Annotated in this window: 11 protein-coding genes; all 11 read right to left on the minus strand. The window is 43.0% G+C overall.

Annotation, left to right across the window (positions count from 1 at the left end; translation table 11 throughout):
• Nucleotides 1-60: 60 nt before the first annotated feature.
• Nucleotides 61-1,749: a RagB/SusD family nutrient uptake outer membrane protein gene (locus DDR33_RS05715; protein ID WP_202913661.1), complete on the minus strand. Its 1,689-nt coding sequence runs from the start codon at nt 1,747-1,749 to the stop codon at nt 61-63.
• A 10-nt stretch (nt 1,750-1,759) separates the two neighbouring features.
• Entirely contained in the window at nt 1,760-4,618 is a 2,859-nt protein-coding gene (locus tag DDR33_RS05720; protein ID WP_146198705.1) for a SusC/RagA family TonB-linked outer membrane protein, read from the minus strand.
• A gap of 47 nt (nt 4,619-4,665) precedes the next feature.
• A complete protein-coding gene (locus tag DDR33_RS05725; RefSeq protein WP_158280643.1) occupies nt 4,666-6,390 on the minus strand; it encodes a RagB/SusD family nutrient uptake outer membrane protein in 1,725 nt (574 codons plus the stop codon).
• Nucleotides 6,391-6,410: 20 nt separating this feature from the next.
• Nucleotides 6,411-9,773 (minus strand): SusC/RagA family TonB-linked outer membrane protein, encoded by a 3,363-nt coding sequence (locus tag DDR33_RS05730; protein WP_109414793.1) that lies wholly within the window; start codon nt 9,771-9,773, stop codon nt 6,411-6,413.
• A 212-nt stretch (nt 9,774-9,985) separates the two neighbouring features.
• Nucleotides 9,986-14,059, minus strand: a complete 4,074-nt coding sequence (locus DDR33_RS05735; protein ID WP_158280644.1) for a two-component regulator propeller domain-containing protein — start codon at nt 14,057-14,059, stop codon at nt 9,986-9,988.
• Nucleotides 14,060-14,640: 581 nt separating this feature from the next.
• The gene (locus DDR33_RS05745; RefSeq protein WP_238387684.1) at nt 14,641-16,341 is read right to left on the minus strand and encodes a RagB/SusD family nutrient uptake outer membrane protein; all 1,701 of its coding nucleotides are present in this window, start codon (nt 16,339-16,341) and stop codon (nt 14,641-14,643) included.
• Between the two features lie 25 nt (nt 16,342-16,366).
• On the minus strand, nt 16,367-19,696 hold the full coding sequence (locus tag DDR33_RS05750; RefSeq protein WP_202913662.1) for a SusC/RagA family TonB-linked outer membrane protein: 3,330 nt from the start codon (nt 19,694-19,696) through the stop codon (nt 16,367-16,369).
• A gap of 185 nt (nt 19,697-19,881) precedes the next feature.
• Nucleotides 19,882-20,943 carry a FecR family protein gene (locus tag DDR33_RS05755; RefSeq protein ID WP_109414796.1) on the minus strand — a complete coding sequence of 354 codons (1,062 nt, stop codon included), beginning with the start codon at nt 20,941-20,943 and terminating at the stop codon, nt 19,882-19,884.
• Nucleotides 20,944-21,063: 120 nt separating this feature from the next.
• On the minus strand, nt 21,064-21,663 hold the full coding sequence (locus DDR33_RS05760; protein WP_109414797.1) for an RNA polymerase sigma factor: 600 nt from the start codon (nt 21,661-21,663) through the stop codon (nt 21,064-21,066).
• A gap of 246 nt (nt 21,664-21,909) precedes the next feature.
• Nucleotides 21,910-23,877, minus strand: coding sequence for an alpha-L-arabinofuranosidase C-terminal domain-containing protein (locus DDR33_RS05765; protein ID WP_109414798.1), 1,968 nt, complete (start codon nt 23,875-23,877; stop codon nt 21,910-21,912).
• 7 nt (nt 23,878-23,884) lie between these two features.
• On the minus strand, nt 23,885-25,435 hold the full coding sequence (locus tag DDR33_RS05770; RefSeq protein ID WP_109414799.1) for an alpha-N-arabinofuranosidase: 1,551 nt from the start codon (nt 25,433-25,435) through the stop codon (nt 23,885-23,887).
• Nucleotides 25,436-25,553: the final 118 nt, after the last annotated feature.

Here is a 25,553-nt window from a genome sequence, read left to right on the forward strand (position 1 = left end):
AAGTACGCTTGCAATTTTATGAGTAAACTTCATCTTAATCTGTTTTAAATTGAAAATTAATTACCATCCGGGGTTTTGCTCCAGAACACCTTTCGACTTAGTGATTTCAACTTGGGGAAGTGGATAATAATACATTTTAGAAGCATTAAACATCCTGTTTTCCACGGTTACTGTGGTATATGTGTATACCCCTGTTTCACTTTTATTAACTAAAACTCCCGTTATTGCCTGATTAAGCACAATTTCAGCATCCTTCCACCTTAACAAGTCCCAATACCGGTAATTTTCAAAAGCCAGCTCAATTCTCCTTTCGTGCTTCACAGCATCCCTAAAACCAGTCTGATCAGGTATTGTAACAGGAGCCATAGCTACCCCTGTGCGACCCCTAACCATGTTGAGAGCCTGACGGGCAGTAAGACTGTAGCCATTATTGTTATCTGGCCCAAAAGCTTCATTCATTGCCTCCGAATATTCCAGTAACACTTCTCCATACCTGAATACTGCCCAGTTATGCGTTTTAGTTGCTCCCTGAACAAGGTTCATATTATCATTGAGGAATTTCTTCAGATAATAGCCGGTTCTGCTGGTATTGGCTTTCTTCATATCATCAGATCCGCCGGGGGCTTCATTTATTGTCCTGTTGTTCCAGGTACTGTTATTTGTAACTACCGTAAAGTACAACCGTGGATCGCGGTTAGCATAGGGATCTGCCGGATCAGGTGTCCCTTTATATTCATACTCCGCAACAAGATTATGCGAAGGAGTAATTCCGCTTGATCCTCCAGGCGTTGAGATCGGATAATTATTTGTTTCGGGGGTATTATTCGCCTGATAACGGATAGCCCATATCGTTTCGGCGCTGCTTAGAGTATTACTTTCCAGGAAATAATTCTGATAATTATTGTGAAGGCTATACGCACCTGCCCCCTGTGCAAAAACAATGACATCGTTAAGCGCTTCTGCCGCCCTTCTCCATTTCAGGCCATCATTAGAAGGGTTATGGAGAGGGCTTGCTGCGTATAGCAGTGCTCTCGCCTTTAAAGCAAGAGCAGCGCCTCTCGTTAACCTGCCGTCGTTACTGGTAAATGAAGAGGTCTTCCAGTTCGGCTGCAAATCATTCTTATAAGTATCCACTTCGCTTACAATAAAACTTATGATATCTTCAAAAGGCGACCTGGGGATGTTCGTATTATCCCGAATTGTAAGAGTATTGGTCACAAGAGGAACTCCCCCATATCGTTTTGCTAATTCGAAATAGAAAAACGCCCTTAGAATATGTGCTTCTGCCCTGTACCACCCGATGTTCAGAACATCATTCTGATAATTCGTTTTACCACTAGTTGAAATAGTATCTCTGTTTAGTGCGAGCCAATTCTTATAATCCACGGATTGTTCTATAAAGTAATTAGCTGCCCGGATACCTGAATAATAAGAAGCATAATAATTATCCGGATTATCATACTGACTCCAGCTCCCGTTGTTAAAACTCCTTACGTTTGCAGAGGCGGAAGTGTGTACAGCCTCATCTGAAACAGAAGCAAACAGATTGTTATCCATAATGGTAAATTCATTCCGCAAATAGTTGTAAGGCGCATTTGCCAGAGAAAACAAGGTATTATAATTCGAATTCAGCGTCTCCTGAGTCTGTGCGGTATCAATTTTTGTATCTAAAAAATCTTTACTGCACCCCATATAAAAGAGCATAATGGAGCAGCCGAGAATTAGCCTGTATGTATCTTGTAGTTTCATTGATATCTTCTTAAAAAGTGAGAGAAATTCCTGTATTGAAAGATTTCAAGCCGGGGTATCCGGAAGTTGTTTCCGGGTCTATATGATAGTTTCGATGCAAAGAAGACCACGAAACGGGGTTAGCTGCACTAACATATAATCTCAACTTGTCAATGTGAAGTTTCTTTAGTGTTGCAGGTGACAACGAATAGCCCAATTCAACATTTCTGATCCGAAAGAAATTTCCGCTCTTCATCCAGAAAGTTGAGTTCCGGTAATTGTTGTCATTCGCTTTTGTTGTAAGCCTTGGATAATCGGCATCTGCCCTCGTGTCTATTCCTTTATCAGGATAATAGGCCCAGGCATTCCCCGCAATTGGATAAACATTTATGTTATTTACAAAAGCGACAGTTTGGTAGTAAGCAGCAGAAAGAAGATTAACGCTTACATCCGATGCTCCCTGAAGCAGGGCCGTAAAGTCAAAACCACGATATGCTGCCGAAAGACTAAATGCATAATTAAGTTTCGGGTAATCAGGATTGCCAATTACAGTTACATCATTCTGATCGATTTTATTGTTTTTGTCGAGATCCCTGTATCTGATATCACCAGGTTGGACAGCGCCGAAAACAGGAGCAGGATAACCTGATTTTAAAGAACCATTTGCATCAAAATCAGCGACGTCATAAAATCCCTCTGCAATCAGGCCCATTGGTGTTCCTATCGCCCGGCCCGTTGTTTTGCTGAAATCATTTACAGGAGGAATCTCCGCCTGATAGTCAATCCTGTTTTTAGCATATGAAGCCATTGCTCCGACCGTATAAACCAATCTCCCGGTTTTGTTTGAAAACTTAGCACTTACTTCAAGCCCCTTGTTTGTGACTTTTCCAATATTTGAATAGGGAAGTATTCCTCCAAATACAGCTGAAAGATCATTATTCTGTGTTATGATACCGCTTCTTTTATCCTGGAAAACGTCTGCTGTTAGAGAAAGATTGCGAAACAGCGTAGCGTCGAAGCCTATATTATATTTCGTGCTTTTTTCAGCAAATATGTCAGGATTCGCTGCATATGACTGAATGACTCCTCCGTTAGCTGTAAGAGAACTTCCCCCTGTATAATAATTCCCGTTAGAAACAAAATACTGTTGATAGAGATACCTTCCACTCCCAGACTGGTCATAACCTGATGTACCAGCGGATGCCCGGACCTTCAGGTAGCTTATTATATTATTCTCTTTCATAAAGCTCTCGTTAGATGCAACCCACCCCAAAGCAAGAGCAGGATAAAATCCCCGGCGATTACCGGGTGCATAATTGTCTGAGCCGCTCCATCCAAAGCCAAAGTCGGCTATATAACGTGAGTTATATGTGTAATTAAGACGTCCGCCAAGGTTTTGAAAGTGGTAGAATATATTGTTACCGGTATTTTGTCCCAGATTATTGGTACCATAATCCGTTATGTAATTACTTATAAAATAATTAAGCGCCCCGGAAATCGCATGAGGCCGGAAATCCCGTGCATACCCAGCTGTAATATTTACCTGCTTAAAATCATATTGATCAACGGGAGATGAACCATTAGATGTTAAATCTGTGTTTCTGTCAGTTGTAGTAGCCGAGCCATTGTAAAATCTGGCATAGGTGGCAGTCTTACTCGCTGAATTCCGGCTCCAGGTATTAAATGAGACAGCTTCATTCAGGTACAATCCTGGGGTAATGAAATCCAATTTTTCTTTCAGGCTAAAATTAGCCTGCAGGGTCCGGTCGTGAGTCGAAAGCCACCCCAGGCCATTAAGCGAAGCAACCGGATTATTGGGGAAAAGTGTTGTGCCCGACCAGTTATTCGTTATGTCTTTAACCGGATAAATATTAGAGGGATACTTAGACATATTTTCCCAAAGAGACGGCCCGTTAAAATTTGGATAACGCCGGTCTTCAATTCTTCCTCCCAGATCGATTTTTGCTTCAAAGATTTTAAAGAAGGTGAAATCAAAGTTGGACCTTAGATTAAAACGTTGAATCTGAGCGTTGGACTTTGTATCATTAGTTGGAACATCATATATCCCCCCCTGTTTCATGTAATCAAGGATCAATGCATACCTGCCTTTTTCCTCGCCACCCGAGAAAACGAGGTTAGCATCGGTATAAGGGCTGTTCTTCTTAAGTGCCTCATCATACCAGTCGACATTTGTCCCGCTCCCCTCTCTGTAATCCTTCAGTTGAGTGTCTGTGTAATATGGAGACCATAAATAACTATTTCCATTGAGACGATAGTTATCGTTGCTCACTGCTTCATTATACAAACGCGCATAATCATAAGATCCGAAAGGCTTATTAATATTTATCGGGCTCTGCCACCCATTTAATATCTGAGCCTTAACCTTCGACTTTCCCGATCCGCCTCTTTTCGTTTCTATCCATAAAACTCCGTTTGCGCCCTTCATTCCCATAGCTGCAAGTGATACAGGGTCCTTAAGAAGCGTGATATTATCTATTTCAGCTGGAGAGAGGTAAGAAAAATAAGAATTAGTGACCTGAAATCCATCTACATAAATAATAAGAGCCGCATTATCGTAGGTGCCTCTGCCACGAATTGAGAGAGAGGCATCATCATATCCCGGTTCTCCCGAACGCTGCTTTACCATCAAGCCTGGCAACTGGCCGTACAAAGTATTAGTAATATTGGCAACGGGAGTCTTGCTTAGTTCTGTTCCGCTTACTGAAACTGATGAGATTGCAGTTCGTTCTTTCGAAATTTTAAGATATGGCCCCGGAACTAAATAATCGCTATTGACGCTATCCGGTTGTATTTGTGCACTGACACTATATCCTGTCGCATTACACAACAGAAACACCAATCCCCCAATTATTTGTCTTAATATTTTCATCTTGAATTTTTTAAAATCATAAAGTTCAACGATCACTGTTTCCGCAATTAGTATTTGGGGTTTTGAATAATCACACCTTTATTCACTTCATTTTGCGGGAAGGGGTTAAGAAACTGATTAGGGCTCCAGAACGCTTGATAGATTACTTTATCAGTATAGTTGCTGTTTCCTGTGAGCTTTACTGTGGTGTTATTGTTGAACGCAAAAGACTTGATCTGGCCTCCGATTATCCCATTGCCGATATTTGCCAGCTTCCAGTGTTTTACATCATGCAAGCGATAGTTTTCGTTGAAGAACTCAACAGCCCATTCCCGTTGAATAATCGTTCTAAGCTTATCTTTATCTGTCTCAGTCACATTGGGAAGCCCCGCACGGCGGCGTATCATGTTTAACCTGTCAAGAGCTTTTTGAACCTGTCCGGTTTCATTGAACGCCTCAGCTGCACTCAAATAAGCTGCTGCGAGACGAAAAATCGGAAATTCGAACCATGCTCTTGATCCTGCTTTATAATAGAACTTGGTTATACGTGCAACACCATAACCCGGTCCATTACCGAAGGTGCTTTGATTCCTCCAGTTAACATCCCCCGGGTTAGTCCAGGCGTCCATCTCCCATGGCTGAAAGCTGGCTTTAAAACGTGCCTCCATCTGATTCATCTTGGAAGTATAATCAGAGAAGGATAGGGTAGTGCTGGTATTGGGCCATACTTGTTCAGTTCCGTCCTGCTTATAGTAGTTTTGCAGATAATTAGAGGTTAATACGTTCCCCTGCGCCTCCCATACCCTGGAATTATAAAATGCGTTCATCGGGAGATTATTCCAGTTACCCGAATCAAATAAAGTATTATTTATGAATTTGTAAGCAAGTAATACTTCAGGATTACCGGGCTTTGATGTGGCATTACCGTAGTCGTCTAAGGGATTTCCGGTATTGATGATTGAAGCTCCTCCGTTGGTTTCAGCCTCCAGGATAACAGCTTCGGCTGCCTTAGCTGCCGCATCCCAGCGATTAGCATCGTACCCCCCTAGATAAATCAGATTATTGTTTGCTCCAAAATCGATATACGGATTCGCGTTGTTAAACAAAGGTCTGGCCGCGTATAGCAAAACTTTAGATTTGATTGCCAGGGCCGCGGCTTTAGTCATTCTTCCACTCCAATTGTCAGCCCATTTTGAAGGCAATACACTTGCGGCCTGATCGCACCATGTTACAACAGAGTCAACAACATCCTTCAGTGGGCTTCTCGGAACAGCCAGATTCTCATTAGCCTGAAAACTCTTGCTTACAACCGGTACGCCTCCCCATATAATCAGCATCTGTTCATAACGATATGCTATTAAAGCCTGCATTTCGGCTTTTACTATAGCTTTGTCATTATCCGGCATATCTTTTACTCTGTCGATATTCTCTTTAACCTGGTAGGCCTGCCTGATAGGCGGAAAATTATTATTAAATCCGTCCATATCTTCAGACATTCCGCTTGCACTCATTCCGTTCAGAACGATATCCTTAGAAAGAGTCCAGCCAAAACCATAATTTAACGCTCCGGAAAGATTATCCTGAATCATTGCATTCCAATCATTCTTATAGGGCAGACCTTGCGAAAGAATTCTTTTATATGCGTTCGCTATTGCTCCCTGGGCTTTTACTGTGGTCGAGAATACAGAGTCAGCTGTAGTGGAATTTGAAAGAGGCATTTGCAGGAAGTCGTCCTGACAAGCACAGAATATGGTGATAAAGCTTGCTATAATTAATAGTGATTTATTTTTCATTGTTCTCATTTATAATGGGGTTAGAACTGAACGTTTAAGCCAAAGTTGTAAGTCCGGGTAAGAGGGAAAAGATACCCCATACTATTTTTACCGGTATCGGCTTGTTCCGGATCAATACCATCTATGAGACCGGAACCCCAGGTGAACAAGTTGTTGCCGTTAGCATAAATACGAACCCCTTTAATATTTGCCCGGTTAAGAAATGACGAGTGATTAAATGAATACCCGATTTCAAGATTCTTTAATCTTCTGAAGTTGTTTGATTTTAACCAGAAATCACTGAGAACAGCATTATTAGATTGTCCGCCACTGAAGGACAGAGACGGATAGTATATAGGTTCTCCGTTTGCATATTTTTCCTGGGTCCAACGCCCGTCATAGGCATACTGTAAGACTTCACCCACATTCTTTGCAAAAGGAGTACTGAGAATATAACCGAACTGAGGAAAAGAACCCCGGTCTGTTCCTATGAAAAGCGCACTTACATCAAAACCCTTATATGAAAATCCCAGAGACAAATTGAAGGAAACCTGCGGAAGGTTTGAATAACCTATCGGAACAAGGTCTTTCTCATCAATAATGGCGTCACCGTTTACGTCTTTGAACTTTAGATCTCCCAACCTTGCATTATTGCCATACTTGTTGTAAGGCCTGTTGTTCAACTCTTCAGTCGTATTATAAAAGCCATTTGTCAGGAGCCCTTTGTACTGGCCTATCGCGTATCCCGTTGAATTCATCCATTCGAATGGATATGGCGCTTCAGCCTGATATTCGATTTTGTTTTTTGCAAATGAATAGTTCCCCTTTATAAAATAAGAGAAACTTCCTATTTTATCATCCCATCCTGATTCAATTTCAAAACCCTGATTACTTACTCTGCCAAGATTGAGAGGAGGAGTTGAACTCTGGGGAACACCATAAGTAGCAGGAATAATCCCAGAGGTTACCAGAATATTATTTCTCTTTTCCCGGAAATAAGACCCTGTAAGAAACAACTTATCCTTTATAAACCTCAAGTCTGCAGAAAGATTCAGCTTTTGAGCCCTCTCCCAGGTTACTCCGGGATTGCCGAGTGCTGCCTCGGAAGCACCTGCATAATAAGGATTATTACTTGACCCATCGCTATTACCAAAGTAATAACCGGAAGATGTTACTGACCACGTATTAGGCAGATAAAGATAACGCCTTCCTCCTATCTGATCATTTCCCACCTCACCATAAGAGCCTCTGAACTTTACCCACGTCAGCCAGTCATTTTCAGAAAAAAATGCCTCATTTGAGGCAATCCAACCCGCTGATACCGCCGGAAAAAAACCAAAGCGTTTAGACTTCTCGAAGTTTTCAGTACCGTTAACTCCCAGATTAAACTCTGCCAGATATCTCTCTTTAAAATTATACGTTGCCCTGCTTACAAACCCCATCAATCCCGATGGCGTATTAAATGCCTGCCCGTTTGAGGTGTACCTTTGAGCATTAGCAAGGATTAATCCGGAGACGTTATGCGGACCGAAACTATTATTATAGTTGACCGCAGCTTCAAGATACAGCTTACGCCAGGAGCTATTTCCCTGATTATCTGAGGTAGACGCCGGATTGATCTGCCCTCCTATAAATACTATCTTTGCCGGATCCGAGGGATCCCTCATCGCGCTGTATTGAGGAACGCTGTTGGTTCTCTGAAAGCCTTTTGCATAACTGTCGTCATAGGCTACAGATATATGAGATTCAAGCCCCTTGGTCAGATATCCCATCGTATGCTTTAAATTAACCACTGTGCTAAGCGTAGTCGTATACATCGTCCTGGACCCACCTGTAAGCAACTGAGCCAACGGCGTATATCCGGATCCTCCTTTTGATCCTAAAGGGTTAGTGGGATCACCGCCCGTACCAATGAACCCTGTTACAAGATGCCCGTCGACGATCCCGGGTCCCGAAAATGGACTATTTTCAAGGATGTTCTGTATAATCGCCTGATACCTGTTTGCGAAGTCACTCGCTGAACCAGAGCCGGCAACCTTATTTATACTCGATTGGCCGCCAATATTGAAACTTAACTGGAAGTTCTTCATAACGTCCACATCAAAGTTCGACCGGAAATTATATCGTTTGAATGTGGGATTATTATCAGCTCCTCCGTAGGAAGTATTCGACAGGATTCCATCCTGATTGAAATACCCCAGGGACGTAAAGTATCTCACTTTGGATGTGCCTCCGGAAATATTCAGGTTGTATTGCCCTTGCATCCCCGTTCCACTGAATTGATCTTTGTAATAGTTATGACTGGTATAATAGAGCGCCGGACTGTTTTTGAGAGCGGTTTTCTGCTCATCCGACAGATTTGCCATTGCATCTACCTCAGTTGGGGTATAATCTCTGTTATTCTGAAATTTCCAAAGTTCGTCGTCCGAAAAAAGGAGATTATCATAAGAATGATCACCTGCAGACTGAGCATTGTGAATAGCCTCATTTCTTAAAGATGCAAACTGATATGAATTCAGGGTTTGAAATAATGACGCAGCCTTTGTGAAGCCCTGATTAAATGTAAAATTAAACTGAGGCTTATTCAGCTTACCTCTTTTTGTAGTCAGGATAATGACACCATTGGCACCCCTGATTCCATAAACAGCTGTCGCAGAAGCATCCTTTAATACACTGATCGTTTCTACCTCATTTGGATCTATAGCATTTAGTATTGTATATGGGTTTTCAGCCGGTTGCTGTATTCCGTCGATAACAATGAGAGGATCTTGCCCGTTCAGCGTAGCGATACCCCTTATGCGGATGGTTGTTGTGTTTAGTCCGGGCTCGCCGCTTGCCTGAACGGAGCTGAGTCCGGCAGTACGGCCAACCAGCATATTCGTTATGTTGGCAACTGGTGTTTGCGTCAGTTCTTTTGAGGTTATTGTCCCCACAGCTCCTGTTACTGTTGGCAGTTTTTGCTTTCCATATCCTACAATGACCACGTCATTTAGCTGACTGGCGGACAATTTGAGCTCAACATTTATCACCGACCGCCCTCCTGCCTTAATTTCCTGAGTAACAAACCCGATATAGCTGAATACCAATACCGCATCTTCCTGCACATTAATTGTAAAATGGCCGTTAACGTCAGTTCGGGTGGCTTTCCCCCCTTTTACGAGAACGGTGACATTTGGCAGAGGAGCATTCTCAGCCGTAACTTTTCCTGTAACCTGCCGTTGTGCGAAAAGAGAAACAGGCAATGTGCAATACAAAAAGAAAAAGATTACTACTGCTTTCTTAAAGAAAAGCTGCGTGATACCCGGGCGGCCAGCTTTTACAGGGCCTTCCGGAATCACATTCATGTCTGAATCATATTCAGAATCATGAGTCAAATTTTGAACAAAGAATAAAAGTTTATTCATACTACATAAAGTTTTACAATTGTTAGCTAGTGGCTGACTATCAATCAAAAGTAGATCCCGGAGCAAGAGCGAATGAGGGTATAATTCATAAAAAAAGGGGGGGCAGTTCGTTTAACCCCCAAACTGTTTCAAAACCGAATGATTTTAAATACTCAAATAGGTCCTGAGCTAACGAAAATCAGAAGCGGGAGATAGCCCATTGAGAGCTGATTTCATTTTACCAGTTTCCCGTTCAGCTTAAAATTATTGCTAAGAGGCTTTCTGTATTTTTTGATGTATTCGGAAGGCTTCATTTCGAATAGCTTAAAAAATTGCTCACGGAAATATTTAATATCACTAAACCCGGCCCGGAAAGCGGCCTCATTAACATTGCAGCTTGTATTAATGAGTACTTCCGCCGCCTTACGCAAACGAATAAATCTGATAAACTCATTAATAGATCTCCCTGAAATGGATTTAACCTTTTTGTAAAGGCTGGAGTGACTCATTCCTAACTCAGAGGAGAAAACCTTTATATTAAAATCGGTGTCATCAAGATGGGCTTCAATAACAGTGATACACTTTTTCAGAAAGTCGCTGTATTCTGATGGTATCTGGAAATCATTTCTCTGCAACGTAACTTCATTCAGGAAATACTTCTGTAAGCTTTTGCGGCTTCTGATTATGCCGGCAACCCTCGCAATCAGCAAGTCTTTTTCAAAGGGCTTTGTGATATAGTCATCGGCGCCTCCCTCAATTCCTTTAAGTTTTATTTCTGACGAAGAACTCGCGGTAAGCAAAATGACCGGGATATGATTCAGAGCAGGATCCTCTTTTATTCTTGCGCATAGCTCAATACCTGAAACGCCGGGCATAACCACATCAGAAATAACAATATCGGGTTGATACCTGGTAATTAAAGAGTATCCCTCTTCTCCATCCCCGCATGTATATATGATGTACTCATCTTGAAATATACTTTTAATATAGTTGCGGATTTGAATATTGTCGTCAACGATTATCATAACAGGCCGTTCCGAGACAATATCCTTTGCAGCCTCCGGTGCGGCTTTCTCTGAAGACGCTTCCAAAGAAAAAGAATTGACATCAATGAGTTCTTCAAGAAAAACAGAACTTTCACATACGTCTTCGAATATTAAAGATGAATGAAAGTGATCTTTACCTTTCAAAAAAGTGAGTTCAAAACAAGTTCCTTCTCCCTGTTTGCCCGAATAACCTATACTTCCGCGATGCGCTTCTATGAATTTCTTTACCAGGTAAAGACCTATCCCGAAGCCGGTTTGATGATTACTCTCTCTTACGCGATAAAACTTTTGAAAAAGAGCATCTCCAATTTCCTCCGGAATACCGCAGCCATTGTCTGAGACGAAAACTTTCACATACTTATCCGTGGCTACTATTTCCAATGTAACACGTCCGCCGTCACTGGTATATTTTAACGCATTATTGATCAGGTTAAACAAAACGATTTCAACTTTCTCCCTATCGACAAACAAGTCGACTTGCGTCTCCCTGCAAATAATTTGATAATTAATATTTCGATATGACGCCTGCTGACTAAAACACAAAAAAACTTCCTTACAGAGATCCACAAAATTCAGCTTGACAACCTTTAATTTGTCTTCATTACAATCCGCTTTTCTAAACAGCAACAGTTGATCTACAAGACTTAGCAGGCGACGGGAATTCCGGTAAACAACCGACAACTCCTGGCTATCAATTATTCTGCCGGTGCTGTACAACATTTCCTTTACAGGATTTATGATGAGTGTCAATGGGGTTCTGAATTCATGAGCTATATGAGTAAAGAAAGAAAGCTTTTTCTCATTGAGTTCTTTCTCCTGATCAATTTTTAAATTAACCAGTTGAATTTCATATTTCAAAAGAGCCTGTTTCTTCTGATAGGCGATGTAAGCATATACCACCGTCACACCCAAAATTGAGTACAACAGCCATGCCCACCACGATCTCCACCAGGGCGGCAGAATAACGACGTTGATATATCTCTCGGGGCAATTCTTATCCCATATTCCATCAGTATTGGTAGACTTAATCCTTAATTTATAATGGCCTTCCTGGAGACGCGTATAATAGGCTGTTCTTGCTGTGCCACAATAATTCCAGCCTTTATCCCAGCCCTCAAGATAATAAGCATATCTTATTTTCTCCTGTGCAGAATACTCCAGGGCTGCGAAGTCCACGGATAACACAGCTTTATCGTAAGGTAATGTAATGTCGGTAACATCGTAAATGGTTTTCCCCGGCGCATAGGAGTGATCTTTCTCAAAAGGAACATTATTAATCCTCAGACCCGTAAGAATGACTTTAGGAAAAGTAGAATAAGGCCTTATCTTACCGGGATGAAAGACATTAAACCCTTTAATGCCGCCAAACAAGAATTCACCGGTACTTAATGAGGCAGCTGCATTATAATTAAACTGATTGCTTTGAAGCCCGTCAGACTCATAAAAGTTCTTGGCTTTTTTAGTTTCCGGATTAAATTTACAAAGGCCTTCAAATGTACTCAACCAAAGACTTCCTTCTTTATCTTCCAGAACAGAAAGTATAGAATTGCTTGTCAGGCCTTCAGCTTCCGAAAAACGCTGGAAACTCCCGGTCTTCGGATTGAAATTTAATAACCCTCCGCCCTCGGTTGCAATCCAAAAGTTACGGCGGCGATCTTCCAGAATAGCTCTCACCGCATATCCAATGTGATAGATTATATGCTTTTTATTGCCAGGATCGATCCTGACGAGATCAGAGAAAGTTCCTCCCCACAAATTACCATTCCGGTCTTCGGCAAGGGTGATTATATTCTTAAGATCTTTGCTGAATAGTTCAAACTTATCCGTCTTTCTGTTCAAACGGTAGAGGCCCCCTTCCGTACAGGTACCAGCCCAAAGATCTCTGTGGCTGTCTTCGAAAAGGCTCCAAACATTCCAGTCATAATATCCGAAAGATGAATTATAACAAGGATACAGCTTAAAAGAATGGCCCTCAGTGACCCTGTTAATCCCACCGCCATAGGTAGCCAGCCAAATCTGGCCCTGGTAGTCCCGGACTATCCTGGAAACATTGTTGTTGCTCAGAGAGCCGCTACTGCCTGTATGAACATAGTTCATAAACGTATTTTTTTCCCTATCCCAGTAATTCACCCCATCACCGTCTGTGCCGATCCATACATTTCCAGACCTTTCTTCGCAAAAAGAAATAATGAAATTACTGCTGACGCTATTTTTCCTGAGCGGATCATGCTTAAAAGTCTGGAAACCGGATTTTTTCTGATCCAGTATATTAACTCCCCCTCTTAGTGTACCGATCCATATTCTGCTATCTTTATCCTGGAAAACAGCGTATACAGCAGAACTGGTTAAGTTGCCGGAAGCATGATCTATATAACGAAACGTTTTCGAGGCTATGTTGAGAACATTAACACCGCCACCATCCGTTGCTACCCAAAGCTCACCATTCCTGCTTAAACACATTTGCACAACCTGGTCGGCTGACAGTTCTTTCTTATTAAGCCTGTAGCTTTCAGTGATTTTCTGTTCACGTAAGTTGTAAGCGTGCAACCCTAACTCTCCGCCAATCCATACATTGCCATGATTATCCGGTTCAATACACCTGGCAGTTCGGATCTCACTGTTTACCAACCTGACTGACGACGATTTAAAATCAAAAAGAGCCAATCCTTCTCCTTGTATAAACAGCCAGAGACGTCCGGCTGAATCCCCTTTAATTGCCTGAACATGATAATCCGCCAAAACTCCATGGCTACTTTTAAAAGGCACCTGTACCGGATGAAGAGCATCTTTACGTTTTAAAAGTAAGCCCATACCGGCGGTTCCGGTAAAAAAATTACCATTTCTGTCACGTTCCAGGCAATTAACCACATTTGTCATCTTCCGGAGCTTCTTATCAGTTGCTGAAAGAAAAGACAGGGGAACAAACGAAGACGATGCAATCCGATAAATCACTCCTCCACGTTTGGTCCCTACCCAAATATTGCCGTCATTGTCTTCATTTATAGCGGTGATCCAATTGTTAACCAGCGATGATGAATCACCTAACCGGTTACGAAATACCTTAAAGCTGTATCCATCATACCGGTTTAGACCATCAAACGTACCAAACCACATGAACCCGCGGCTATCCTGAAAAATGGAGGTCACCGCATTATTGGACAGACCATTCTCTATTCCAAGATATTGCAGGGAAGGAATAGTTGTAGCATTTACACTTGCTAAAAAAGACAGAAAAAAGAAAAAAAAGTAAATTTTTCTCATAAGCATAATTGGGTTATTACTAAGCTAAACGGTTGTTAATACCAAATTTAAGTTCAAAGCCTGATTGAGTTGTTCAATTTCGTTTCATTTGTATGCTGTAATCGTTTCAAACTGATTTTCACAGCAACTCCTCGCTAAAAACACCAAAGCGATCCTGATGCCTTCAAAGGCAGATGCTGAGCAAATCCTGTCAGTAAAGGCACCTTCTGTGGAAGGAGCCTCTCTAAACAAACTCATTTATTACCATCGGGCTTTTTACAGCCCAGCCGATTTCAGGGTTGCGTTAAATGTACCTTTATTTTGCTTTAATCCCATAAAGCCAGCCCAAAATTCCATCCTGTATGAGGCAATACTATTTCCCGCATCATCCCGGGCTTGAAATACAAACGGCACACTGGCGATTTCTTTAGGCAACTCTCCGGTGCTTTTGATTTCGCGGAATTTTGATCTCTTTAGGTCCGCATACGGATAAAACTTCAGAAACCAGCCGTCGGCATCATCGTAAACGCCATAAGACCAACATTTAAAAAGGCGTGGCCATAGCCACGCCTTTATCCGGATAATGAATATACAACTCTCAATCAATAACCGGGATTTTGAGTTAGTTCAGCGTCTTTATTCAAGCGTATTTCCGTAAGCGGGATCGGTAATAAAATATTGTAGTCCTGAAATCCTGTAATGATCTTACCGGTTGGAGACATATCCCCATTCTTCGCTATCCGCTCTTTAAGCTTCCCGGTACGAACAAGTGTCATCCTCCTGTTTTCTTCAGCAATCAACTCACGGGCTCTTTCATCGAGAATGAAATCTATCGTAATGTCTCCGGCACTAACCTTGCCAAGGTTCGGATTATTATTCGCAGTACGCGCAGTTTTAAAAGCCCTGTCACGTAATTTATTGATATCGTCAGCTGCTCCCTGCAGGTTATTTTGCCGGAAACGGGCTTCAGCACGCAGCAGGTAAGTTTCTCCAAGCCGCATCACAGGCCAGTCTTTTACAAGTGCATAACCAAAGTCGTCAGTAGGATCATAACCTCCCCACTTTGTAGGATAAGGATACCACACTTCAAGGCTGTCTGTTCTGAATGGAACAGTGCGGTCCCCCGTTTTTATAGTCACCATCCTTACTGCTGTTGGTGCATTTGATGCAACACGGAACCCATCTGCGTCTATACCAATCGGGGCACTGAAATTTGCACGGTTGTAATATGTATAACGGCGGATGTTATAGTTGCTGTTCCGGATATCTCCTTCAAGACCTGTCCATACTTTATATTTCATAAAATTGCTCAGGCGTAACCTGCCGTTTCCCCGTCCGCCGAGGGAATCCGCATTCACCATTCCGTCCCACTTATGATATGCTGGTTGCCACACGCGACGATGCTGTGGATTATCAACAGTCCCTCCTGCCACTACCCTGTTATACTCCATTTCGAAGGTCCAGATGCCTTCCGTATTTCCCTGTGACCGGCGTTGATTCCCCCAGCGGAACATATCGCGGTAATAATCACCGCCTTCAGTAAGGAACTTTCCATATCTTACTCCAATTAACTGATATTTTCCGCCATTAATGATAGCGTCGGCCGCCTGTTCTGCTTTCGCGAAGTAACTATCATTTCGCATACCGATGCGCAGATAGACTTCAGCAGCCAATTGCCTGGCTATATCTTTATTGATACGGCTTTCGCTCGCAGCCTGTCCAACCTCAGGGAGATAGGTAATGGCATAATTGAGATCGTCCTCTATTAACTGATCAATTTCTGCAACGGGCTGACGCGTGTAATTGAAAACGGGAGTCGTGACAGGCGTTTTTACAAGGGGGACATCTCCCCACAAAGTTGCAAGTATATTATAGGCATAGGCCCTGAAAAATTTGGCCTCTGCAGTTGCTTTTATATTATTCTCGCCGACAGCAGCAATGATCACATTCGCATGGTTAATAAAATCATAACATTTTTGCCACAGATAGGATACACCGGCATTTTCAGAGTTCAGATCAGCATATTGATAAAATGGGTTTTCTACTCCCTGGGTAGAGCCTGCACTCGCCACATCTGTACCAATTTGCCAGCAGGCCAGAAATCCTTGCTGTCCGCTCCATCCCCAGAGCTCTGCAAAGATCTGGTGAAGCCCGATCACCTGGGCTTCAATAGTTTGAGCGTCTGTAGCCCCTGTACGATAGCTTGAGTATGGATTTTCTTCCAGAAAATCTTTTTTACAGGAAGCTGCTGTCAGAGAAACAATTACCAGCAGCGTATATATTTTTTTATGGTATCTCATCATGATGTTATTAATGATTCACTATTCACTAAAAAGTTATATTAGCCCCAAAAACAAAACTCTTTACCATCGGGTAATTGATCTCATAATCTGCCGATCCGCGTGTTATATCACGGGCCTCCGGATCCCAGCCGAACCAGTTTGTCCAGGTATGCAGGTTACGCCCGCTTGCATACAACAACAAACCTCCCAGCCCTATTTTTGCTGTTAATGATTTAGGCACGTTGTAACTGAGGGTGACATCCTTCAGCCTGGTAAAACTTGCATCGGAGGGAAATCCATAGCCATGTATATTTGAATGATTGCCTAGTGATCGCCATTCATTGCTCTTATTCTCGCGGGTCCAGTATCCTATATCTGCAGGAGCATTACGGCGTCCGATCTCATCAGAAGCAGCCCCGAGCTGGGAATTATTACGAAGAGCCCCCTGTACGGTGTTAATGAAAATGCTTAATGTAAAATCTTTCCAGGAAAAGGTATTAGTAATACCGCCTGTCCATTTCGGTGCCGTTTGTCCCAGAATACTCCGGTCATTATCATCAACCTTTCCATCGGGAACGCCGTCAGGACCGCTGATATCGGCCAATTTCAGATCACCAGCCAACGCAGCAACATCCCATCCCTGGTTAGCTCCGGATGTTATATCCTCCTCCTGCCAGATGCCCACTTTGGTATAGTCATAAATAACCCCAACTGGGTGACCAATAAACCAGCGGTTACCCACATCATCTTTCCCGTCACCATAAACTTCCTTAATCTTGTTTTTATTCCGGGAGAACACAATAGTGCTTGACCAGGTAAAATTCTTCCGAACCAGGTTTTTGGAGTTAACAGTCAGCTCAATCCCGGTATTGGCAACTTTACCAATATTCGTCCACACTTCCTGGTATCCTGTCGCTCTTGGCATCCGCTGCAAAAGCAGCATGTCGTAAGTATTGGTTCTATAAACATCCACGCTACCATTGATCCGGCTGTTCCATAAACCAAAATCAAGCCCGGCGTTGAATCCGGATGTTCTCTCCCATTTGAGATCATCATTTCCCATCCGGCTATTTATTTTGAGCGAAGTAAGAGATTTACCTCCCATTGCCAGAGAATTCGAGCTCATTAACGACAAGGTTTGATAGATGCCTATCGCTTCGTTCCCCGACACACCATAAGAAAGCCGGAGCTTCAGATTGCTCACCACATTCTTATACCCTTCCATAAATGACTCATTATGTAAATTCCAGGCTAAAGCCGCAGACGGGAAAGTACCGTATTTGTTATTTTCGCCAAATACCGAAGCTCCATCCCGGCGCACAGTAAAAGTAAAAAGATACCGGCTGTCATAGCTGTAATTCAAACGCCCCATTTGAGATACTGAACGATACTTATCAGCCTGAGAGGAAACTGTTTGTGTAGATGCAGACTCTAAGTTTCCCCATTTCAGATCATCGTTCGGAAAAACTTGTCCGGTTGCTATTGCCTGCTGCCAGTATTTCTCCTTAGCCGCATACAGGCCGGTAAAATCAAAATGGTGACGACCAATATCTTTGGTATAAGTAAGTATATTTTCCAGTGTATATGTCTGTGATTCATTATTTGTGATTCGGCCAAGGCCAGTCATATTATACACCGTTTTCCCTTCATATTCGTTAATGCGTACGGGGACATATGAATACCCTGCATTGAGCTTATATTTCAGCCCTTTCAATGGTGCCCATATTTCCCCAAAGTTCAGGTCCGCATATCCATTCAATGACAAATTGAACTGGCGGCGCTCCGGATCTAAGGTTGTCGGAAGCAAAGGGTTCGCCCACAATTGCTCGGAATACATAGGATACTGGGTGAGTGAACCGTCGTCATTATACATTCTGGCAAAAGGGCTCATAGCCGTTGCATTTAAAAGATTCGCCCTTCCTCCATCTCTGTTATGCGCAACAATAAATGATGAAGTACCAACCGAGATATATTTTGTGGGCTTAATATCCGTATTCGTACGCAGCGAATAACGTTTGTAATTATATCCCAGTAAAACACCTTTCTGATCAAGATAATCTCCTGAAACGAAATACTTTCCGAATTCATTCCCACCGGAAAGGCTCACGTTGTGATTCTGAACAATCCCTCGCTGTGTCACCGCGTCCAGCCAGTCTGTCGTTACCCCATTCACGTAATTATCATACTCATATTGGTTCCTGACAGGACCACCGTTAAACAAACTGGTGTTTGTAATGCGGGCATACTCGGCGTACCTTTCCAACATCTGTTCCGGCGTAGCATTTTTAAGCATATGGGCTACATTCTCCACACCTGTATATCCGCTGTACCGGATACTTGGTTTACCTGTAGTACCTCGTTTAGTAGTAATAAGGATTACTCCATTTGATCCGTTTACTCCGTATATAGCTACTGCAGACGGGTCTTTAAGTATTTCGACAGACTCGATATCATTAGGGTTAATGTCATTAACTGAACCATCGGTCCTCGACAGGGGAATGCCATCTACTACTACATAAGGTTCAGATGATGCATTAATGGAGTTTCTTCCGCGAATCTGGGTCGAGGGCGCTTCCCCTGGTATGGAGGAAGCCTGGGATACCGTTACATTCGATACCGCACCCTGTATCGCTTGCATGACATTGTTAACGGGCAGCTTAGACAAACGTTCTTTAGGTACTGATGCGACCGATCCGGTAACGTCAGAGCGTTTCTGGGTGCCGTAACCAACTACCACGACTTCTTCCAAAGAACGTTCTGAAACCTTTAGTATTACGTTTTGTATCACTTCATTTCCGGTTCCACCGATCTTAATGGTTTGATGAGAAAAACCAATGAAAGAAAAGGTCAGAGACGCTCCCGCATTCACCAGGATAGAATATTCCCCATTTGCATTCGCAGAAGTCCCCTCATTTGTTCCTGTAATCTTGATACTCACACCGGGCAGGGGATCTCCCCTCTCGTCCGAAACCTTCCCTCTTACACGTATCCTTTGCACTTCTCTGATTTCTATTGCCGGCAAATCCGGAATCCGTTTAATCAGCACAACATCTCCCGACTCTTCAAAGGATAGTCTGAGCGGAATAAGAAGCTCCAGTAAAACTTCACGAACCGTCCTGGTATCCGCCGTTACCGATACTTTCCGTTCTGCAGCTATGATGGCAGAACTATATATAAACCGTACTTCCGATTGTTTCTCCAGCTCTGAAAGCACCTTTTTCAGTTCCTGATTTTCGAAACGAAGGGATATATTTTTGTCAAGAGCATTCTGAGCCTTTCCTTCACCCGCAATAGCAGCACCCGCCAGGGCAAGCATCAGAGAAACCTGAATAAAAGTAATTTGCATGATTACTACATGTATAGGTTTTTTTTTCATAATTTTGATTTAGAAGTTGTTGACCTTATAATTCGACAAAAAAAGTCCCTGTAATAACCTAAACGGGTTATTATAATATCTCTAGCTGGGACTGACTTCATGAACGGTAGTGTTGGCCCACTGCCGTTTTTTCTAAAAAGAGTTCTATGTTTTCATAATTATTCCTTTGATTTTAATCAGTTAGTTTAATGGGGTTTACATCCTTTCCCTGTTATTACAATCTTTCCATCGTGGGTTTCGAACGTCGCTTCAACTGCCTTGCATATCAATTCCAGTTTTTCATAAAAAGGCAAGTCACCCAGAGATGCGGTAAGAGGGCAGTGAGACAATGCTTGTTCATCATATTCAACAGGAACCTCATAGGCCTTGCTGAGGGAAGCTATTACCTCCGAAAATGGCGCTTCGACAAAATTAAAACGGTTCCGCCCCCCCTCATGTGAAAGAACAGAAGGTTGCGGCAGCTCCTGCATGGTCACTCCCGGTTTATTTCTGTAGACCAGGGCCTCCTGATTCGGCGTTAGGATCACTTCTTTCCGACTGATATCATTCTCACTTAAAACAGCGACTTTTCCAGTCGTCACCGTTACACTAAAACGTTTATCATGTCTGTATGCCCTTACAAAAAAGCTTGTGCCAAGGACTCTGACAACCATTTTATCACTCATCACCACAAATGGGCTGGAAGGCTTTTTTACCACCTCAAAATAGGCTTCTCCCTCAAGAAAAACCGTTCTCTTTCCTCCATCAAACCTGCCGGGATATTTTATTGTACTTCCTGCACGTAATGTGACCGAAGTTCCATCCGGTAATCTTACCAGTCCCGGACGGCTTACAATTTGCAGCCCTGATACCGGCTGGTCCGCTACCTGCCCGCCTGACTGATAATAATAACCTAGAAATGTTAAAGCAGATGCAAGTAATACAACAGCGGCAGCCCTGGCCCATAAACCTGCCCGGAATCTGCGAACAGGCAGAGCTTCTATTACAGGCTCAGAGGTTTGGGCATCGATCTTCTCGTTAATAAACCCCATAATTTTTAATATTTCCGGCTGTGGCAGTTCTTCAGAAGGTGTTATTTTAACAGATCTGATTATTTCACGGGCCTGTGTTACTTCCTCTTCTTTGCCCGGATTATTCAATAGCCAGCGTGCCCAGTAATGATCCGTGGAACAACCTGTTTTGACCCAATCAACAAAACTGTCGTCAAGTAAGAAATCCGCAACCGAATAGCTGGTGTGATCCTTCATCCTGCTTATTTATAAAAGGTGTTTACTACTATTATCCTTGTTTCTGTAAATTCTACTGGTTAGGGAAGAAAAAAAAACAACAACTAAAACAATCAACTCATTTACAGTTAATTAATTTCTTCAAAAAACAATCTTCGGTAAAAGAGAAACGAGTAACAAAACCTCGCTGAACCAGAATTTCCTGAGATTACAGACGGCATCATAAAGCAAATTATAAACGGATTGCCGGTTAAGCCCCATGACCTGAGCAATTCTGGCATGATCCAGGTTTTCGTAGAACCGGAGATATAATATTTCTTTTTGTCTGCGGGGCAGACGGTTCAGGGTATTTAGAATGCGAAGTCTGGTTTCGTTTCTATTTTGCTCCTCGATCATTTTATCTTCCACACTAAAATCAACCTCAAAGGAATAGTCGGTATCCGCCAGATTATCTGAATTCCACTTATCTTTTTCTTTGAAAATGCGGAAACGAAGGGATTTTAACAAATAAGATTTAACCGAAGGAGTTTGATTAATGTGGAGTCTGCAATTCCAAAGCGATAGGAAAACATCCTGGATGCAATCCTTCACAAAAGCTTCATCCTGAACAAACCGGAATCCATAGGTATACATGGGACTCATGTACCTCTTTATGAGAATATTGAAGCAAACCCGGTCTCCGTCTCTGAACTTACTCCAGAGTTCATTATCTGAAATCCCGCTGTCTTTTCTTGATTCCATGGCGACGAATTACCGGCTTCCCTGTGTTATAATCTGATATAAATTTAGCTTTATCTCTGATCTTCGCAAAATGGGAAAAAGAAAGCACAGCTTTTGACGGCCAGACAGCAATATCCCCAAGCCGTACACTAACAGATAGCGGGTGTCATTCTGCCCGATAATCCCGGATTATCCAAAAAATCATCCGGCAGAATCACACCCCAAATCATAAAAGCTCATAGCCGGTTGCTGACAGCTAATGGCAATCTACATCTTTACCCTTATCACATTTACCGACCAGGGCTTTAGCGAAACGACCAGCTTCCCACTCCTCACCTGCACCGGTTTCTGTACCGGCCCGACAGCCAGAGGCACTTCAAACGAGTTGACAAGCTCCAGTTTGCCGCTGCTCAATTCGGTCATAGTACCCTTCTTTCCGCGGAAACCTTCTGTGATGAACTCAGCGTCTTGAGGATTCTCAGCAGCGTTCACAACTTTCAGGATCAGTTCATTCGTTTTTCTGTCAATGCTCGCAGCCCCATATAAGCCTTTCTGCCCCGCAGCAGGCTCATTATTAATAAGCAAAGGAACGACCACAGAACCACGGTTAACAGAGAACAACTTTTGAACCTGGTAATTGGCAGTACCGTATGAACGTAAATTATCTACCCAGATCAGGTCAGGAGTCCATTGCCATCCTTCTGCATGAGCAAAAAGAGGGGCATACGAAGCCATAGTCACCACATCAGCATTACGCTCCAGGCCTGTCATGAAAGCAGCTTCTGAAAGAGCACACTGCCAGTTATTTTTATTATCGGGACTACCGGTTCTGACGCTTTGCGCTGCATATTCACCGGCAAATATTTTAGGACCCTTCCTGTCGTAACTGTCGTATCTTTTCACATTATCCAGGAACCATTGAGGGGGCCTGTAATAATGCTCATCAATGATATCTGCTTTCATTTCCCTCAGCTGGGTATTAAGATAATCAAACCGGTCTCCGTCAGGATCTGTGCCCGAACTGTTCACAAGTTTTATTTCAGGGTATTTCTCCTTAATGGCCTTCGTAAAAAGCTTAAGGCGGTCAATATACTGGGATCCCCAGTTTTCATTCCCCACTCCAAGCATTTTCATATTGAAAGGCTCAGGATGTCCCATCTCAGCCCGCTTCTTCCCCCAGGTTGAGTTTACCGGTCCATTGGCAAACTCAATCAGGTCCAGGGCATCCTGTATGTAAGGATCAAGCTGATCTAAGGCCACCACTTCAGCTGTGTTAAACTGGCATGCCATCCCGCAGTTTAGTATCGGAAGCGGTTCAGCACCTATATCTTCACATAACTGAAAGTATTCAAAGAACCCAAGTCCGAAGGACTGAAAATAATCAGGAGTAAGCCTGTGTTTAAATTCAACATTCCAGCGGTTAATGATCAATTCCCTGTCTTCCGCAGGGCCGATTGTCTTCTTCCACTGAAATCTCTCATCAAGAGTGCGGCCTTCAACAATACACCCTCCGGGAAACCTCACAAAGCCGGGTTTCATGTCAGCCAGCAGCTGAACCATATCTGCCCGTAAACCTCCTGCCCGCTGTTTCCAGGTATCTTTAGGGAAAAGGGAGATCATATCCAGGTCTATTGCTCCTTTACCATCCAGCAGCAGTTCAAGATGCGCTTTGGCTTCTGTAGCAACGGATTTAAAACTAACCGTATATTTTTTCCATTCTGCTCCTTCGGGCTTTAAGGTCGCGCTTCCAAGCCTTGAACCGTCAGGGCCTGCCAGCTCAATCAATAGGCTGACAGAACCGCCATTTACCTGCCTTGCCCATACAGAAAAGTCATAACCATTATCCTTTTTTATTCCCATCCCGCGGAACCCTTCATTTGAGATTCCGTAACCTTTTCCGGACAAAGATTCCAGGCGGATATAACGCGTATTTGCGGTGGATGACACGCCTTTATTCGTGATCAGGTAACTTCCGTCAGCACCATCCTTCTTTATCTCCCTCCACCCCATCATAGGAACATCAAACTCGAAAGAACGGTTCTTTACCAGCTCGGCATATAAACCTCCATCCGCACCCTGATTAATATCTTCGAAGAACACACCCCACATGGTTGGCTCTATAGTCGCTTTCACCTCGTTGGCTTTCACCACGAATACATTTTTTTGCTGAGCCCTTATGATGTATACCGGAAATATCAGGCACAGGAAAAACAGAATAAATGATCTTTGTTTCATGAAGTATTTATTTAAGTTCCAGCATTACCACAGATAAAGGAGGCAGCTCCACAGTCAGCTTGTTTCCATTCTTTTTCGCAGCTGTAAACTTCGAAGAGGTTATTTTATTAGCGTTATCAAAGCTGTTATAATCATTAAACTTTGGAGAAGTAACGATTTGCCCGCTGACACCGCTCCATTTTGTTCCGTCGAGTATAGATGAAACTGTTATCTTCTTCGAGGGGTCCACATTTACAAGGGAAATATGGATCACTCCTTTTGAATCAAGTGACGCCGATACATTCACTGCCGGGATCTTTTCATCTCCCGACACATAATCAGGACTCGTAAACTGCACTGGTATCAGTCTCGCATCCATATGAGCCTTATACAGATCAAATACATGGTAAGTCGGAGTAAGAAGCATCTTTTCCTTTTCTGTCAGGATCAGGGCCTGAAGCACGTTAATCGTTTGAGCCAGGCTCGCAATCTTCACTCTTTCACAATGATTGTTAAAAATATTTAAGGTTGATCCGGCGATCAAAGCATCCCTCATCGTATTTTGCTGATAAAGAAACCCTGGATTGGTGCCAGGCTCAACATCAGTCCATACCCCCCACTCATCTACCACAAGGGCAACCTTTTTCTTAGGATCATATTTGTCCATGACCGCAGAATGCCGTTTCACTATTTCATCCATGGCGAGGCAATTCTTCATGGTACTGAAATATTCTTTCTCATCGAATTGAGTCGCGGAACCCTTATGGCTCCATTTTCCGGTCGGGATGGTATAATAATGTAAAGACAAGCCCCACATCTGGCCGGCAGGCACATTCTTCATCATCACCTCTGTCCAGTTGGTATTCCAGTCACTGGCGCCACTGGCAATCTTTTTTAATGGCGATCCGGGATAGTCCCTCGCATAAGTCGCATATCTCTTATAAAGATCAGAATAAAACTCCGGGGTCATATTCCCCCCGCATCCCCAGCTTTCATTTCCGACTCCCCAGAAAGTTACTTTCCAGGGTTTTTCCCTCCCGTTCTGCTTGCGGAGATTTGCCATCGGACTTATCCCGTCAAAGTTGAAATACTCCACCCATTTTGCCATCTCCTCAACAGTTCCGCTGCCAACGTTCCCTGCAATATAAGGCTCGCAGTTCAGCAGGCTGCACAGCTCCATAAACTCATGCGTACCAAAACTATTGTCTTCCGTTACTCCCCCCCAGTTGGTATTGACCATCTTGGGGCGCTGATCCCGCGGCCCGATCCCGTCCCTCCAGTGGTATTCATCGGCAAAACAACCTCCCGGCCAGCGAAGATTCGGAATATTGATCTTTTTAAGTGCGTTCACAACATCCATCCTGATCCGGTCCTGTTTAGGAATATTTAAACCAGGATCTACCCAGAATCCATCATAAATACACCTTCCGAGATGTTCTGAAAAGTGCCCGTAGATATGCCTGCTTATTGTATCCTTAGCTCCGGCAGCATTCAGATTCAGCATAACTGTACCCTGGGCGGCCGAACGAACAAAAGGGATAAAGAAAAGAACAATGAGAAAAAGAAGGGATTTCTTCATGAACGTGGTTTTAATGGTTATTAGTTAATGGTTTATCCTCAGATAACGCTTTAAAGATAAAATCATTTATTTAAATGTCAAAAAAACAATTAAATATCACTGCAAAAAAAGAGACGCC

The sequence above is a fragment of the Pararcticibacter amylolyticus genome, assembly GCF_003130405.1.
Lineage (GTDB): Bacteria > Bacteroidota > Bacteroidia > Sphingobacteriales > Sphingobacteriaceae > Arcticibacter > Arcticibacter amylolyticus.

Coding starts and splice junctions, on each gene's coding strand:
- DDR33_RS05715 (WP_202913661.1), bottom strand. CDS start 1,749: ATGAAACTACAAGATACATACAGGCTAATTCTCGGCTGCTCCATTATG.
- DDR33_RS05720 (WP_146198705.1), bottom strand. CDS start 4,618: ATGAAAATATTAAGACAAATAATTGGGGGATTGGTGTTTCTGTTGTGT.
- DDR33_RS05725 (WP_158280643.1), bottom strand. CDS start 6,390: ATGAAAAATAAATCACTATTAATTATAGCAAGCTTTATCACCATATTC.
- DDR33_RS05730 (WP_109414793.1), bottom strand. CDS start 9,773: ATGAATAAACTTTTATTCTTTGTTCAAAATTTGACTCATGATTCTGAA.
- DDR33_RS05735 (WP_158280644.1), bottom strand. CDS start 14,059: ATGAGAAAAATTTACTTTTTTTTCTTTTTTCTGTCTTTTTTAGCAAGT.
- DDR33_RS05745 (WP_238387684.1), bottom strand. CDS start 16,341: ATGATGAGATACCATAAAAAAATATATACGCTGCTGGTAATTGTTTCT.
- DDR33_RS05750 (WP_202913662.1), bottom strand. CDS start 19,696: ATGAAAAAAAAACCTATACATGTAGTAATCATGCAAATTACTTTTATT.
- DDR33_RS05755 (WP_109414796.1), bottom strand. CDS start 20,943: ATGAAGGATCACACCAGCTATTCGGTTGCGGATTTCTTACTTGACGAC.
- DDR33_RS05760 (WP_109414797.1), bottom strand. CDS start 21,663: ATGGAATCAAGAAAAGACAGCGGGATTTCAGATAATGAACTCTGGAGT.
- DDR33_RS05765 (WP_109414798.1), bottom strand. CDS start 23,877: ATGAAACAAAGATCATTTATTCTGTTTTTCCTGTGCCTGATATTTCCG.
- DDR33_RS05770 (WP_109414799.1), bottom strand. CDS start 25,435: ATGAAGAAATCCCTTCTTTTTCTCATTGTTCTTTTCTTTATCCCTTTT.